The organism is Salibaculum griseiflavum, assembly GCF_003129565.1.
Taxonomy (GTDB): domain Bacteria; phylum Pseudomonadota; class Alphaproteobacteria; order Rhodobacterales; family Rhodobacteraceae; genus Salibaculum; species Salibaculum griseiflavum.
The window spans coordinates 96,866-111,820 of the sequence record NZ_QETF01000002.1; the positions used below are offsets into that span (position 1 = coordinate 96,866).

At 65.6% G+C, this 14,955-nt stretch carries 15 protein-coding genes; 5 read left to right on the plus strand and 10 right to left on the minus strand.

Annotated features, from left to right (window positions below; all coding sequences use genetic code 11):
- Positions 1 to 5: 5 nt before the first annotated feature.
- The 3 genes from DFK10_RS02330 to DFK10_RS16395 form a co-directional block, all read right to left on the minus strand.
- Complete coding sequence (locus DFK10_RS02330; protein WP_217810036.1) at positions 6 to 560, minus strand: glycoside hydrolase family 25 protein; 555 nt, start codon at positions 558 to 560, stop codon at positions 6 to 8.
- 82 nt (positions 561 to 642) lie between these two features.
- Entirely contained in the window at positions 643 to 1,248 is a 606-nt protein-coding gene (locus DFK10_RS02335) for a Crp/Fnr family transcriptional regulator (protein WP_217810037.1), read from the minus strand.
- Positions 1,245 to 1,394 carry a hypothetical protein gene (locus DFK10_RS16395; RefSeq protein ID WP_217810038.1) on the minus strand — a complete coding sequence of 50 codons (150 nt, stop codon included), beginning with the start codon at positions 1,392 to 1,394 and terminating at the stop codon, positions 1,245 to 1,247. The genes DFK10_RS02335 and DFK10_RS16395 overlap by 4 nt, the downstream gene beginning before the upstream one ends.
- Between DFK10_RS16395 and DFK10_RS02340 the strand changes: the two genes are divergently transcribed.
- Positions 1,380 to 1,826 (plus strand): hypothetical protein, encoded by a 447-nt coding sequence (locus tag DFK10_RS02340; RefSeq protein ID WP_109386192.1) that lies wholly within the window; start codon positions 1,380 to 1,382, stop codon positions 1,824 to 1,826. The genes DFK10_RS16395 and DFK10_RS02340 overlap by 15 nt on opposite strands.
- 65 nt (positions 1,827 to 1,891) lie before the next feature.
- Here the strand turns inward: DFK10_RS02340 and prfB are convergent, their stop codons facing one another.
- Positions 1,892 to 3,016: a peptide chain release factor 2 gene (prfB, locus tag DFK10_RS02345; protein WP_109386194.1), complete on the minus strand. Its 1,125-nt coding sequence runs from the start codon at positions 3,014 to 3,016 to the stop codon at positions 1,892 to 1,894.
- An 80-nt stretch (positions 3,017 to 3,096) separates the two neighbouring features.
- A complete protein-coding gene (locus tag DFK10_RS02350) occupies positions 3,097 to 5,631 on the minus strand; it encodes a penicillin-binding protein 1A (RefSeq protein WP_109386623.1) in 2,535 nt (844 codons plus the stop codon).
- 157 nt (positions 5,632 to 5,788) lie between these two features.
- Here DFK10_RS02350 and DFK10_RS02355 point away from each other — a divergent pair, with 157 nt between their 5' ends.
- Complete coding sequence (locus DFK10_RS02355; protein ID WP_109386625.1) at positions 5,789 to 6,409, plus strand: class I SAM-dependent methyltransferase; 621 nt, start codon at positions 5,789 to 5,791, stop codon at positions 6,407 to 6,409.
- Positions 6,410 to 6,421: 12 nt separating this feature from the next.
- Here DFK10_RS02355 and DFK10_RS02360 read toward each other — a convergent pair whose 3' ends face one another.
- Positions 6,422 to 7,672: an N-acetylmuramoyl-L-alanine amidase gene (locus DFK10_RS02360; protein ID WP_109386196.1), complete on the minus strand. Its 1,251-nt coding sequence runs from the start codon at positions 7,670 to 7,672 to the stop codon at positions 6,422 to 6,424.
- Positions 7,672 to 8,823, minus strand: a complete 1,152-nt coding sequence (locus DFK10_RS02365) for a pyridoxal phosphate-dependent aminotransferase (RefSeq protein ID WP_109386198.1) — start codon at positions 8,821 to 8,823, stop codon at positions 7,672 to 7,674. Before DFK10_RS02365 ends, DFK10_RS02360 begins: the two co-directional genes overlap by 1 nt.
- A gap of 68 nt (positions 8,824 to 8,891) precedes the next feature.
- Between DFK10_RS02365 and DFK10_RS02370 the strand changes: the two genes are divergently transcribed.
- The 3 genes from DFK10_RS02370 to DFK10_RS02380 are packed head-to-tail and all read left to right on the plus strand — an operon-like array spanning position 8,892 to position 11,482.
- Positions 8,892 to 10,232: a M48 family metalloprotease gene (locus DFK10_RS02370; RefSeq protein ID WP_109386200.1), complete on the plus strand. Its 1,341-nt coding sequence runs from the start codon at positions 8,892 to 8,894 to the stop codon at positions 10,230 to 10,232.
- An 18-nt stretch (positions 10,233 to 10,250) separates the two neighbouring features.
- Positions 10,251 to 11,003: a DsbA family protein gene (locus DFK10_RS02375; protein WP_109386202.1), complete on the plus strand. Its 753-nt coding sequence runs from the start codon at positions 10,251 to 10,253 to the stop codon at positions 11,001 to 11,003.
- The gene (locus tag DFK10_RS02380) at positions 11,000 to 11,482 is read left to right on the plus strand and encodes a hypothetical protein (protein WP_217810039.1); all 483 of its coding nucleotides are present in this window, start codon (positions 11,000 to 11,002) and stop codon (positions 11,480 to 11,482) included. The genes DFK10_RS02375 and DFK10_RS02380 overlap by 4 nt, the downstream gene beginning before the upstream one ends.
- Before the next feature lie 153 nt (positions 11,483 to 11,635).
- On the opposite strand, the gene DFK10_RS02385 is transcribed toward DFK10_RS02380, so the two are convergent.
- From DFK10_RS02385 to DFK10_RS02395, 3 genes are all read right to left on the minus strand, one after another.
- Entirely contained in the window at positions 11,636 to 12,358 is a 723-nt protein-coding gene (locus tag DFK10_RS02385; protein WP_109386206.1) for a hypothetical protein, read from the minus strand.
- 123 nt (positions 12,359 to 12,481) lie between these two features.
- Positions 12,482 to 13,609 carry a flavodoxin-dependent (E)-4-hydroxy-3-methylbut-2-enyl-diphosphate synthase gene (gene ispG / locus DFK10_RS02390; protein WP_109386208.1) on the minus strand — a complete coding sequence of 376 codons (1,128 nt, stop codon included), beginning with the start codon at positions 13,607 to 13,609 and terminating at the stop codon, positions 12,482 to 12,484.
- A 64-nt stretch (positions 13,610 to 13,673) separates the two neighbouring features.
- Positions 13,674 to 14,903 carry a helix-turn-helix domain-containing protein gene (locus DFK10_RS02395; RefSeq protein ID WP_109386210.1) on the minus strand — a complete coding sequence of 410 codons (1,230 nt, stop codon included), beginning with the start codon at positions 14,901 to 14,903 and terminating at the stop codon, positions 13,674 to 13,676.
- Between the last annotated feature and the right edge of the window lie 52 nt (positions 14,904 to 14,955).

The window sequence follows — 14,955 nt, forward strand, 5'->3', positions numbered from 1 at the left end:
CTGGATCAGAAAGACGGGCTGGCATAGAGGATCGGCGCGCAACCGGTGCCCTGTTCGACAAGGGCCAGGAAGTCCTCAACGTCGCGGCGATAGCTGTCCTCCTGACCGGCGACGGGGCTGCGCTCAAGATCCACGACCGGTGGCAAGCGCGTGGGTTGGCCGGCCAGCACCGACAGGAAATGCGCGGCCTGCTTGGCCGGGTCGTCCTTGGGTTGGTAGAAGTGATAGCCCCCCAAGGGCACACCGGCCGACGCCGCCCCGTTGGCGTTTCTCACCCATTTCGGATCGGTACAGGTGATGCCGTCGCTGGCCTTGGCAAAGGCAAAGGTGACCCCTGCCCCGGCGATCACCGTCCAATCGACGTCGCCCTGGTAGTGTGACAGGTCCAGCCCCGGCAGCCGCGCTGTGTCGTCTGGGACTGGGGGCGTGGCCGTCGACATTGGCTGTGGTGCAGCCGCCGTCCGTGCCTGCCCCGGCGCAAAGCCGGGGCGCGCCAGGATCAACCCGAACAGCACCAGTCCCATTATGCTTGCGAAAAGGGTATCGACGATACGGGCCATGCGACCTCCTGCCATGGAACTCCTTCCCATCAGGATGGCGGGGTTGGTTTCCCCGGTCTGTGACCGGGATCACCAAGGCCGGTCAGAGATCCTCGGCCAGAAGATCGGGATCCAGGATTTCGACCCGCTGTCGGCCCGAACGGATCGCGCCCTGTCGAACCAGCTTCGAGATCGTGCGGCTGACCACTTCGCGGTTCGCCCCGATCATGTCGGCGATCTCGGCATGGGTCGGCGCCTTTTCGATCTTGCCACCGGGGCAGAGCTTGTTGGACTCGATCGCGAGACGGACAAGGAAAAGGCGCACCCGCTTGTCGATCGACAGGGTCGTAAGCTCCAGGGTCTTGTCGGTCAGGCGCAGATAGGACGCCTGTTCGAGACGCAACAGCCGCGCATCGGTCTTGGCAAAGATGGCAAGCGAGCGGGCCTTATCGTCGATCGCCGACAATTCCCCAAGGCTGGAGCCGATCGGAAAGCGGGTGAACACCACTTCCCGGCCCTCGGCGGTCCAGTAGACGGCGATCAGACGCCCCGAAAGCAGGAACATCACATCGCGGCTGTCATCGTCCTGGGAAAAGATCGTGTTGCCCGCGGGAATCTCGGCCACGGACCAGCGCAGGCCCAGCCCGTCGATCTGAGCGCGCGGCACATCATCGAAAAGCGGGATCGGGTCGAAAGGTGATCGGCTCACGACGATCGGCTTTCCGCCGCGCCCGAAGACCCGTTCGCACCGCCGGCAATGAGCGCATCGAGCTCTGCCACCTGTTCGGCGGTCGGGTCTGGCAAATCCTTGAGCAGCCGAAGCCGCCATAGCCCGGCCCCTTGCTGCCGCGCCACTTCCAGCCCTTCGGCGAAGGCCGCAGCAGCCTCCTCGGTGCGGCCGGCCTGCAGGCAGATACGGCCATGCAGGCGCAGGATCTCGGCAAACCAGCAATGCAGACGCGAGGCCCGGCAGGCCTCGACGGCGGTGGCGGCTCAATCAGTGCCCAGACCACCAGTCTGACCGAGGCCGCGGCGGGGGTCGATTTCCTGCTGCCACTGGATTTGGCCAACGGCACGCTGGACCTCACCGGCGGCATCAGCGCGATCTATGGCCAGACCGAGACCGGCGGCACCCGCAGCACCAACCAGCGCGGCCGGGTCGAACTGGGCATGCTGCATCGGGCCGAAAACGGACTGCGCACCCGCGCCAGCGCCTATCTCGACGGGCTTGGCGCACCGGGCTTCCAGAGCATCGGCGCCGAACTGATGTTTGAACTGGAGTTCTGATCGCCCGGCGTGTCGGAGCATGTGGCGGCCGGGGAACGCCCACCCCCGGTCGCCGCTTTTCCCGATCATTCCTCGGCGGCGGCCTCCGCCCGGCTCTTGCCGCTGACATCCATGGCCAGCGTGGCGGCCATGAACTGATCCAGGTCCCCATCGAGCACCCCGGACGTATCCGAGGTCTCGACATTGGTGCGCAGGTCCTTGACCATCTGGTAGGGCTGCAAGACGTAGGACCGGATCTGGTTGCCCCACCCGGCGCTGCCCTTGCTTTCATGGGCCTCGTTGATATCGGCGTTGCGGCGATCCAGCTCTAGCTGATAGAGCCGCGATTTCAGCGCCTTCATGGCGATATCGCGGTTCTGGTGCTGCGATTTTTCCGAACTCGTGACGACGATCCCGGTCGGGTGGTGGGTAATCCGCACCGCCGAGTCGGTCGTGTTCACGTGCTGGCCGCCCGCCCCCGAAGACCGGAAGGTATCAATGCGGATGTCGGCGGGGTTCACCTCGATCTCGATATTGTCATCGACGACCGGATAGACCCAGACCGAGGCGAACGAGGTCTCTCGCGTGCCCTTGCCGAAGGGCGAAATGCGCACCAGCCGATGCACGCCGCTTTCCGATTTCAGCCAGCCATAGGCGTTGTGGCCGGAAATCTTGTAGGCGACGGACTTGATCCCGGCCTCGCTGCCCGGTTCCTCGGACTGCAATTCCACCTTGTAGCCCTTCTTCTCGGCCCAGCGGACATACATCCGCTGCAGCATCTGCGCCCAGTCGCAGGCCTCCGTGCCGCCTGCCCCGGCATTGATTTCGAGGAAGGTATCGTTCGAGTCGGCCTCACCGTTCAGCAGCGCCTCCAGCTCTTTCTTGGCCGCCATGTCGCGCAGGGATTTGAGCGCCTGCTCGGCCTCGGTCACGACCTCCTGATCGTCTTCCATCTCACCCAGCTCGATCAGTTCCTGCTGGTCGCTCAGGTCCTGCTTGATGCCCTCATAGGTCTCGATCTGGTCCAGCAGGGTCTGCCGTTCCCGCATGAGTTTCTGCGCCGCGTCCGGATCGTCCCAAAGGTTGGGATCCTCGACACGGGCATTGAATTCCTCCATGCGGTGCTGCGCCGTGTCCCAGTCCATCCGCTGGGCCAGCAATTCGAGGCTCTTTTCGATCTCGGCAACGATGTTCTGCGTCTCGGCGCGCATGAGCTTTCCGTTCTGATTGGTGGTTTGGGCGGTGATAGCCCAGCGGGCAAAGCCCTACAAGCGGCCCATCACGGGATTGGTCAGTAGAGCCCACCCGAGCTGAGCGACCCGAAGCTGGCATTGTCGTTCACCGTGGCCGTGCCCCCGGTGTTGGTTTCGACCTGCACACCGCGCGATTGCGCCACTTCGTCGAAAAGCGGCAGATCACCGGCCATGGCAAAGCCGCCGTCGAACATGATGCCGAAGACCGGCTCCTCGCCGGCGCGGAAACATTCGCGCACCACGTTGGGGCCGCTGGCCCCATCGGGCAGGCGTGCGCCGCTGAACCGGTCGATGCTGATGAACTGGCAGTTCTCGGGCACATCGAAGGGCCCGCCGCCGTAGCGCTCCACCGCCTGTTCCATGAAACGCTGGAAGACCGGGCCACAGAGCCCGCCCCCCGAGGCGCCCCGGCCCAGGCTGCGCGGCGTGTCGAAACCGATATAGCAGCCGGCGACGATATTGCTGGAAAAGCCCACGAACCAGACATCCTTGGCATCGTTGGTCGTCCCGGTCTTGCCGGCGATCGGCACGGGCAGGTTGATGGCGCCGCTGGCGGTGCCGCGATCGACAACGCCGCGCATCATCGACGTCAACTGGTAGGCGGTGACGGCGTTCATCACGCGGTCGCGCTGGTTGACGACCCTTGGCGCGCGGCCTTCGGGCAGGGTCACGTCATCACAATCCACGCAGACCCGCTGGTTGCCCTCGGCCTGATCGTGGGAATAGACCGTCTCGCCAAACCGGTTCTGAACCCGGTCGATCAGCGTGGGCTGAACCCGTTCACCGCCATTGGCGAACATCGCGTAGGCCGAGACCATCTTGAACAGCGTCGTTTCCTCCGAGCCGAGGGCCGCGGCGAGAAACTGGTTCATCTGGTCGTAGACGCCGAATTCCTCGGCATAGGAGGCGATGACATCCATGCCGATTTCCTGCGCCAAACGCACGGTCATGACGTTGCGCGACTGTTCGATCCCGGTGCGCAGCGGTGTCGGACCGTAAAAGCGGTCGCTGGCATTCATCGGACGCCAAATCTCGCCACCCGCGCGGATCTCGATCGGGGCATCGACGACGATGGTTGCCGGGGTCCAACCCGAATCCAGTGCGGCCGCAAAGACGAAGGGCTTGAAGGACGAGCCCGGCTGGCGATTGGCCTGGGTGGTGCGGTTCAACTCCGAATGCTCGAAGGCGAAACCGCCCTGCATGGCGATCACCCGGCCGGTATTGACGTCCATGGCCATGAAGCCGCCCTGCACTTCGGGCACCTGGCGCAGCGACCAGCGGTCGAAGCTGTCACCTTCATAGACGGCGGCCACATGGATCACGTCGCCCCGGTCGAAATTGTCGAAGAGATTGCCGCTGAACCAGGCCGTGTCGCTGCGCGGCACGGTATTGCCGCGCGGGTCATCCGTGGCCACACCCTCGATGCCGACGATCAGCTGCTGGTCCTCGATATCCAGCACCACGGCGGGCAACCATTCGCCCCGATACTCGATCCCGCGCGCGACGCGGGTCTCGGCCAGCGCGTCACGCCAGGCCGCCTCGTCCTCCAGAGCCTCGACCGGAATGTCCAGCTCCGTGCCACGCCAGCGGCCCCGGGCGCGATCATAGTCCCAGAGCGCCTGGCGCAGCGCATCCCGCGCGGCGGCCTGCATGTCGGGCTCGATCGTGGCGCGAACGGACAGGCCGGCTGAACTGAAATCCTGGCCGTCGAAATTGCGGTCCAGCTGGCGGCGAATCTCGTCGGTGAAATAGTCCCGCTTCGGCGCGGCCTCGGCATAGGAGGGGTAGTCGCCGTTCTGCACGCTCAAGAGTGGTGCGGCGCTTTCGGATTCATAGGTCTCACGGTCGATATAGCCATTCTCGAACATCTCGCGCAGGGTGTTGTTGCGCCGGAAGACGGCAATATCCCGGTCGCGCACCGGGTGCATGTCCGAAGGTCGCCGGGTGACCGAGGCCATATAGGCGGCCTCGCCGGGCGTCAGTTCCGACAGTGGCTTGTTGAAATAGGTCCGGGCCGCCGCCGTCACGCCAAAGGAATTCTGGCCGAGAAAGATCTCGTTGAGATAGATTTCCAGCACCCCGTCCTTGCCCAGAGTTTCCTCGAGCCGGGGGGCCAGGATGATTTCCTGCACCTTGCGTTCGATGGTGCGCGATCCGTCCAGAAGCAGGTTCTTGGCGACCTGCTGGGTGATGGTCGAGCCGCCGCGCACGGTTTCCCCGCGCGAGGTGATCATGTCCCGCACCGCCGACAGGATCGCCGTCACGCTATAACCGTCATGGGTGTAGAAATTCTTGTCCTCTGCACTCACGAAAGCGTGTTTGACCACGTCGGGAATTTCCGCGATCGGCGTATAGAGCCGCTTTTCGGTGGCGAATTCGTCGATGATGCGCCCTTCGGCGGAATAGATCCGGCTGGCGGTCTTGGGCTGGTAACTCGACAAGGTCTCATGCGTCGGCAAGTCCTTGCCATACATGTAGAAAATCGCGCCAAGCGTCAGGGCGGCCATACCGGCGCCCAGGGTCAGCATCGAGAAGATGCTGCCGAAAAAGGACAGGATGAATCGTAGAACCATGCGGCGCGCGGCCCCCATTTGCTGGCCTAGGCTTATATGGGGCCTTCGGCGCGGGGTCAAAAGCCCAATGCGCCCATTCGGCCAATGCCTGCCGGTTTTTGCGGCCCCCGGACCACGTCGCTTGCAGGAACGCGGCGGCCCGGTCAAACCCGGTCGCATGGACACAGCCACGCGCACCGACTCGACGATCGAAACCTATGACCGGGTTGCAGACGACTTCCTGCGTCGCCGAGCCCGCACGCTGGACGAAAAACGCTGGCTCGACCGGATGGTCGGCGTGGCGCCATCCCATGCCGGGCGGCGGCGTCTGCTGGACCTTGGCTGCGGCACGGGTCTGCCGATTGCCGCCTACTTGTCCGAACGCGGGCTGCGCATCACCGGGGTGGATGCCGCGCCACGCATGATCGCCCTGTTCCAGGCCAACCTTCCGCACGCCACGGCCCACCATGCCGATATGCGGAGCCTCGCCCTTGGGGAACCGTTCGACGCGATCCTGGCCTGGGACAGCTATTTTCACCTGACACCCGATGAACAGCGCAAGATGTTCCCGATCTTCCGGCGGCACGCGGCCCCGGGCGCGGCGCTGATGTTCACCACCGGCCCGGAGGCGGGCGAAGTCTGGGGCGACGCGGCGGGCGAAGCCGTCTACCACGCGTCACTCGACCCCGGCGAGTACCGCGACCTGCTGGCGCGAAACCAGTTCAAGCTGCTCGATTTCACCGCCGAGGACCCGGCCTGTGGCGGTCATTCGGTCTGGCTGGCCCGCTTCACCGGGTGATCGTTGTGGGCCCTACTGTCGCCTGAGGGGGGCGAGGGCCGCCTCCTCGATCGCCCAGCGGTCGATAGCCAGCACAACGCCCTCGACGATCGGCCGGCGCCCTTCGCGGCTGGACAGCCGGGCGCGATCCCCATCGTGGGACAGGAACCCGACTTCCAGCAGGACAGCAGGGAAATCCGCACTGGTCAGCACCGCCAATAGTTCCGAGCGCCTGGGTCGGCTGGTCAGGGGCGCGCCACTCTCGTCCAGCGCCACGACCAGCGCCTCGGCGAACCGGTCCCCGGCCGGGCCTGTTTCCAGCCGGGCAAGGTCCATCAGGATTTTCGCCACCTCGTCATCCTGACCCGAAAGGTCCAGCCCGGCGACGATATCCCCCCTGTCGTGGCGTTCTGCGATCCGCTGCGTGGCCTCGTCGATGGCCTCTTCGGCGAGGGTGTAGACGCTGGCCCCGGTGGCCTGCAGCCCCTCCAACGCATCGGCATGCAGCGAGATGAACAGATCCGCCCCGACCGCCCGGGCCAGGGTCAGGCGCTCCTGCAAGGGCACGAAGATATCCGCCTCCCGTGTCAGGTAGGGCGTGACGCCGGGCATCCGCTCCACCGCATTGGCCAGCTCATAGCCCAGGGCCAGCATCAGGTCGGCCTCTGTCACCCCGCCATGCTGGGCACCGGGGTCGATGCCGCCATGGCCGGGGTCGATCACCACGACAAGATCGTCCTCGGGGGCCGGGGCCGCCCCCTGCCCCGGATCGGCCGCCATCAGGAAATCCCAGTCGGGATCATGCGGTGCCCCCGCTGCAGCGGCATAGCTTTCGGCATCCGTGCGCGTGAGGCGCACCAACAGGCGCGCGGTGCCGTCGGTTTCGCTGACCCGCATCCCCGCCTCGTCCACGCGCATCGGCTCGGCCAGGTCGAGGATCATCCGCGACCATCCCGGCCGCAGCGCACCGGTGCGCAGACCCGTGGCGCGCGTTCCGGCGATCATCTCCGGATCGGCCCCGCGCCAATCCACCTCTCGGAAATCCAGCACAAGGCGGCGCGGATCATCCAGCAGAAAGACCCGCCACGGCACCACCTGGCTTAGGTAGAGCTCGACTTCCAGACCGGCACGGATGTCGCGCACTTCGCTTGCCGCAGCGTCGAGCCGCGCAAGGCCGGAAAACTGCTGCGCCACAGCCGGTTGCGCAGCCAGGCCTGCGACCAAAATGGCCAATGCCTGACAGGCGATCCTGACGGCCGAAAGCGCGCGCAGTCTGCCAGCCATCAGGTCGCGCCCCGCTCGGACATGAACCGGGCCAGCCGGGCAAGCCCCTCGCGGATGTCGTCAGTGCTGCGGGCATAGGAAAAGCGCAACCAATGCCGCCCCTCGACCGGATCGAAATCAAGCCCCGGCGTCACAGCCACTCCCGCCTTGTCGAGGATCTCGGCGGCGAAGGCCAGCGCGTCATCGGTCATCTCGCTGACATCGGCATAGACGTAAAAGGCCCCGTCCGGCGGCGCGATCCGGGTGAACCCGGCCTTGGGCAGCCCGTCGAGCATCAGGCGCCGGTTTTCGCGGTAGACGGCGAGGTTGGCGTTCAACTCCTCGGGGCAGTCCATGGCATGCAGCGCCAGCCGCTGGCTGGCATGGGTGGGGCAGATGAACATGTTCTGCGCCAGCCGTTCGATGCGGCGGACATGATCCTCGGGCACCACCATCCAGCCCACGCGCCACCCGGTCATCGAGAAATACTTGGAAAAGGAATTGATCACGTAGGTCTCATCCGTGACTTCCAGCGCCGTGACCGGCCGCATCTCGTAGTCGATGCCGTGATAGATCTCGTCGCTGATCAGCGCCGCGTCGCGCTCGGCACAGGCGTCGGCCAGCACGGCCAGTTCAGGCTTGCCCAGCATCGTGCCCGTCGGATTGGCAGGAGAGGCCACCAGAAGCCCCTGCAGGTCATCGGCATCCACGTCAGCGGCCACCGGCTGCATCCGGTTGTCCAAGGTCGTCGGCATGTCCACCGGCACCAGGTCCAGCGCCCGCAGAATCTGGCGATAGCTGGGATAGCACGGCGCCCCCAACCCGACCCGGTCGCCGGTATCGAACAGCGCCGAGAAGGCCAGAAGGAACGCCCCAGACGCGCCCGCCGTGATCACCACGCGAGCGGGGTCGAGGTCCACGTCATACCACTCGCCGTAATGCCGCGCGATCCGGGCGCGCAATTCCGGCAGGCCAAGCGCCACGGTATATCCCAACGGCCCGGCGGCCATGTCGTCTGTCAGCCGGTCCAAAGCGGCCCGCGGCGCCCCGGTGCCCGGTTGGCCGACCTCCATGTGGATCACATGGCGTCCGGCCGCTTCGGCCTGGCGGGCACGCTCCATCACGTCCATCACGATGAAGGGATCGACCTCGCCCCGTCTTGAGTTCCGCATCGGCCCGCCTCTATTGTCTCCGGTGTCATCCTCGCCAACTGTCTGCCCCGACCAAGCGGAGCCCGTCAATGCACCTTGCCTCGTCCCGCCGCCCTCGTGTGCTGATCCTGGCCCTTCTTGTGGCGGCGTTGGTGCTGGTCGCCGCGTTGCCGGCCCGGGCGGTCAACCTGATCCGGGACCCCGATATCGAACACGCACTGACCCGTCTGGCCAGCCCTGTCCTGCGCGCTGCGGGGCTCGATCCGGGCCGGGTGCGCATTCTGATGGTCGATGACGACTCGCTTAATGCCTTCGTGCTGGGGGGCGACGCGATCTTCCTGCATACCGGCCTGATCCTGAAGATGGAGCGCGCGGCCCAGCTGCAATCCGTGATCGCCCACGAAGCGGCCCATATCGCCAATGGCCACCTGGCCCGGCGGCAATCCAACCTTGGCGCCGCGCGCAACGCCGCCGGGTTCGGCATGGCGCTGGCCGCCGCCGTGGCCATCTCGACCGGCGAGGCGGATGCCGCGGCCGGAATTGCCGCAGGGGCCACCGGCTCTGCCATGCGCCGGTTCTTCGCCCATACCCGCGCCGAGGAAAGCGCCGCCGACCAAAGCGCCATCCGTTACATGCTGCGCGCCGGGGTCGATCCGGCGGGCGCGGTCGAAGTGCTGGAGATCTTCCGCGGCCAAGAGGCCCTGTCCATCGGCCGCCAGGATCCCTATGCGCGCACCCATCCGCTGACCTCGGCCCGGCTGCGCGCCATGCGCGGGCTGGTCGCGGCCAATCCCGGTGACGGTGGCGTCGACCAACAAGCCGATTACTGGTTCGCCCGCGCCCATGGCAAGCTCTCGGCCTTCACCCGCAATCCCGGCTGGACGCTGCGCCGGGTGCGGGGCGACGACAGCCAGACAGGACGGATGCGCCGGGCAATCGCCCTGCACCGTCAGGCCGACGCGAACGCCGCGATCCGGGAAATGCAGGCCTTGGTCGCGGCCCATCCCGAGGATCCCTACCTCTACGAACTCTTTGGCCAGATCCTGCTGGAAAGCCGCCAGTTTTCCGCCGCGGCGCAAGCTTACCGCAACGCCAGCACCCTGGCCCCGGACAATGCCCTGATCCTGGGCGGGCTGGGACGGTCGCTGCTGACCCTCGACAGTGCGGATGCCGCCACCCGCGCCGTGCAGGTGCTGGAACGCGCCCGCGCCCGCGACTTTCGCGATGGCCGCATCCTGCGCGACCTCGGCCAGGCCTATGCCCGCAGCGGCCGGCCGGGGCTTGCCTCTCTGGCGACCGCCGAACGCTATGCGCTTGCGGGCCGGATGCAGGATGCTAGGGTGCACGCAACACGGGCGGTCGACAGGTTACCGCGCGGTTCCGCCGCCTGGCGCCGGGCACAGGATGTGCTGGACGCCGCCCGAAACTGACCTGACCGGAGACCCCATATGCGCCCGATTCTGCGACCGACCCTCGCCGCCCTCGCGCTGGCCGCCACCCCTGCCCTTGCGCTCGACCTCGACAACATGACCGAGACCGAGCGCAGCGCCTTCCGCGCCGAGGTTCGGTCCTACCTTCTGGAAAACCCCGAGGTGCTGATGGAAGCCATCGGCGTGCTGGAACAACGCCAGGCCCAGGCCGAGGCCCAGGCCGATGTGGAACTGGTCGCCCAGAACCGCGAGGCGCTTTTCGAAGATGGTCATTCCTGGGTCGGCGGCAATCCAGAGGGCGACATCACCATCGTCGAATTCCTCGACTATCGCTGTGGCTTCTGCAAACGCGCCCATCCGGAAGTCGCCGAACTGATCGAAAGTGACGGCAATATCCGCTACATCATCAAGGAATTCCCGATCCTGGGCGAACAATCCCTTCTGGCGTCGCGCTTTGCCGTCGCGGTCCTGAATGTCGCCGGGGACGACGCCTACAAGCTGGTCTCGGACGCGCTGATGACCCAGCGCGCCGACGTGACCGAGGCCAGCCTGACCGAATTGTCGAACACCCTGGGCCTCGACACCGACGCGGTCATGGCCGAGATGTCCTCGGACGAGGTGCGCGCGGCCCTTCAGGACACCCAGCTGCTTGCCCAACGCATGCAGATCACCGGCACCCCGACCTTCGTCTTCGAGTCCGAGATGGTGCGCGGCTATGCCCCGCTCGATGTCATGCGCGAAATCGTGGACGAGGTCCGCTCGGAAGGGTGATGCGCCCGCTTGCCACGGCCATCGGACTGGCCGCCCTGTCTGCACCGGCCAGCGCGGACGGGCTGGACCTCACCCCGGCGCAGCGGGCGGCTTTCGGCGCGGAAATCCGCGGATTGCTGCTGGAGGAACCCGAGATCGTCGCCCGCGCCCTGCGCGGCCCCGATCCCTATGCCGAGGAAATCCGCAGCGATCTCGACCTGATCGCAGCCCATGCGGACCGGCTGTTCACCTCCGACATCCTGCTGGGCCGGACCGGACCGGTCGCCTTCGCGGTCTTCGTCCCGCCGGACAGTCGCCTGCGCGACAAGCTGGAGGACTACGCCACAGCCCGCGAGCTGCGCATCGCCCTGCATGATCCTGCCGCCGATGCCGCGCTCATGCAGGCCCTCGCGCTGGACACGATCCCCTCCTACGTCTTTCCGACCCTCATGGTGCGCGGCGATGTGCCCCCCATCGTGCTCGACCGCTATCAGGAGTGATTGGGCTTGTTGCAACCGTCGATCTACGGGCGGTCACAAGCCAGCGCCCCCAGCATCCGTTCGACGCTTGGACACGCACACCGGGAATAAACAATAAAGAGGGGCGGCAGGCTACCAGCCTCCGCCCCTTTCTGTCTTTGACCGGTCAAGCGATCAGTAGGTGACGAGAACGTCGTTCCACCCCCGGTTCGAGTAGGTCACCCCGTTCCCGAACTCGTAGCCGACCTTGAACTCCAGAATATTGTTATCGAATTCGCCCCGCATGGAGTGGTAGGACGCCTGGGCATACATGCCGGTCCCTGTCTCATACCGCGCCCCTGCCCCGATGATGACGAAGTCCTCGTAGTATTCGGAATTGCTGGTCAGGGTCAGGTGTCCGAGCGCCGACCAGTTCTGGTTGAACGCATAGGCGCCATCGACGGTCAGGAACTGGTAGTAGATATCGGAGCTGTTGTTGTCGAGATACGTGCCAAGTGCCGCCTCGACCTCGAATGCGCCGGTCGCATACATGCCTTCGAGACCATAATACTGGTAGGGGTCGCTAGTACCACCACCCCATGTTTCCTGGCCGTAGAACGCCCCGACTTCGGTGTTTGGCGACACCATGTAACCGACATGCAGCGTCCACGTGCTCGGATCGCCGAACTCGCCGTCATAGCCGCCGGTGCCAAGGTCGAACTGGGTCGTCAAGTTGCCGAAATTGATACCGACACCCGACATGAATTGGTTGTAGCCGTAGTCTTCGCTTGTCTTGGTGAAGCGATAGCTGAGTTCAGCCCCTTCAAATGTGCCAAGGGCACTTTGTGCAACTGCAGGTGCCGACGTTCCTGCCAGCAAGGCAACGGATACAGGAACCACAACTGACGAAATCTTCATAATTAACTCCTTCTCCCCACGGATAAGCATATCTTATCACCAAAGAGGACTCTCGGCCAAGCGGGCAAAGCGAACAGCATGCTACTTTTAGGTCAGTTGTTGATCGGATGACGCAGGTCAGCACTAAGCCTTTGTTTGCGTGGCCTCTTCCGCCTCGATCTCGGCGGCGCGTTTCTCGACCTCTTCGACGATGTGGTCGATCATCTTGTCATTGGACATCTTGTGGCTGGCCTTCCCCGCCAGGTAAACCATGCCTGACCCGGCCCCGCCGCCGGTAAAGCCCACATCCGTCATCAACGCCTCGCCCGGCCCGTTCACCACGCAGCCGATGATCGACAGCGACATCGGCGTCTTGATGTGCTCCAGCCGGCGTTCCAGCGTCTCCACGGTCTTGATCACGTCGAACCCCTGCCGCGCGCAGGAGGGGCAGGAAATGATGTTCACGCCCCGATGACGCAGGCCCAGGGATTTAAGGATCTCGTAGCCGACCTTGATCTCCTCGACCGGGTCGGCCGAAAGGCTGACGCGGATCGTGTCGCCGATCCCCATCCAGAGCAGTTGACCCAGCCCGATGGCCGACTTGATCGTGCCCGACATCAACCCGCCCGCCTCGGTGATGCCAAGGTGGATCGGGGCGTCGGTCTGCTCGGCCAGCTGCATGTAGGCCGCCGAGGCCATGAAGACATCGGAGGCCTTGCAGCTGATCTTGAACTCGTGAAAGTCATTATCCTGCAGGACCTTGATATGATCCAGTCCGCTTTCGACCATGGCGTCTGGGCAGGGTTCGCCGTATTTCTCCAGCAGGTGTTTTTCCAGCGATCCCGCATTGACGCCGATGCGCATGGAACAACCATGGTCGCGGGCGGCCTTGATCACTTCGCGCACGCGGGCTTCGTCGCCGATATTGCCGGGATTGATCCGCAGGCAGGCCGCGCCCGCCTCGGCGGCCTCGATGCCCCGTCGATAGTGGAAATGGATATCCGCGACGATGGGCACGGGGCTTTCGCGCACGATCTCCTTGAGGGCTTTCGAACTGGCCTCGTCGGGCACGCTGACACGGACGATATCCGCCCCTGCCTCGGCCGCGGCCTGGACCTGCGCGATTGTGCCGGGAATATCCGTGGTCTCGGTATTGGTCATGGTCTGGACCGTAATCGGCGCGCCGCCCCCCACGGGCACGTTGCCCACCATGATCTGGCGACTGTCACGACGATGGATGTTGCGCCACGGGCGCACCGGGTTGAGAGACATTTGGCCTGTCCTGGACTGCTGCACGCCCCTTACCTAGGGCGTCTTCGCGGGCGGGGCAACGGGTCTAGCGGTTGCCGTCCTCGACCGGCTCGGCGGCCTGCAATTCCGCCACGTTGACCACGGCGGCAAGGTCGCTGTCGGCGGACAGGTCCGCCAGCTCGTAGCCTTCAAGCACCGCTTCGGTGGACAGGGCCACGTCCGAACTGACCGAGCCGCGCGGACCAACCGGACCGTAATGATCGCCGTTCACGGCGAAATAGACCGCGCCGGATTCGCCGATCCGCAGCGTCGGCGGCTCTTCGGTGCGGGGCACGTCGAAGGTATCGCCGGCATTGAGGATCCCCTCGAACAGGACCGACCCATCGGCCCCGCGCACGCGCACCCAGGCCGGGCGCACGGCAACCAGTTGCACACCGGGCAACGGGTCCTCGGTGACCTGCACGGCCGAGCCGTCCACGGGACTCTCGATCCCTGTGACCGGTGCTGCTACGGCCTCGGCAGAGGCAAACGCGCGGTCGGGTTGCGTCGGGGGCACAAGCGCACCGACCGAACGCGGATCCAGCGTCGAGATCGGGCCATCCCGCGCGACCATGACAGGCACGTCCAGCGCCTGCGGCCGGTAAAGCCGATCCAGCGCCTCGGGCTGCGGACCGGCGCCGCCGGCCATGACGCGCTCGCCGCTTTCGGGACGCCCGGCGCCGGACAGCGGGTCCATGTCGGCCATGACCGTCGGGGTATTCTCGACCGGGGCCAACTGCACCTTCTGGACTTCCTGCAGAACCGTCCAGCCGCCATAGCCCAGCCCGCCGATCAACGCGACCAGCACAAGCACCGACCCGATGGCGCGCGGTTCGATCTGGCTGAGCATCGCCTCGCGGGCGGGGATGAAGGGGGTCGCGGGCGCCGCGAACATATCCGCCTCGGTCCGGATCACCGGGCGATCCTTGGCCTTCACGCCCGAGGCTTCCTCGGCCATGCCGTGGGTCGTGGCAAAGCCGCTTTCGCGGCAGAAGGTCTCGAAGGCCCAGTCGGGGTCGAGGTTCAGGTAGCGTGCGTAGGACCGCACATAGCCAGCGATGAATCCGGGAGTGTCGAAGGCGGTGGGGTCCGCATTCTCGATCGCGGCGATATAGGCCGCCTTGATGCGCAGCTCGCGCTGCACGTCCAGCAGGGACTTGCCCATCGTCGCGCGTTCCCCGCGCATCAGATCCCCCAGGCGCAGGTCAAAAGCGTCGAAGCCTTGTGCTTCCTGATCCGGCTCTGCCGGTTCGTTCCTGAACGATCTGCGGATCATCCCGTGGATCCTGTCCTGCCCCATTAGATCGGGCCAGCGCGATTCGTCGCGC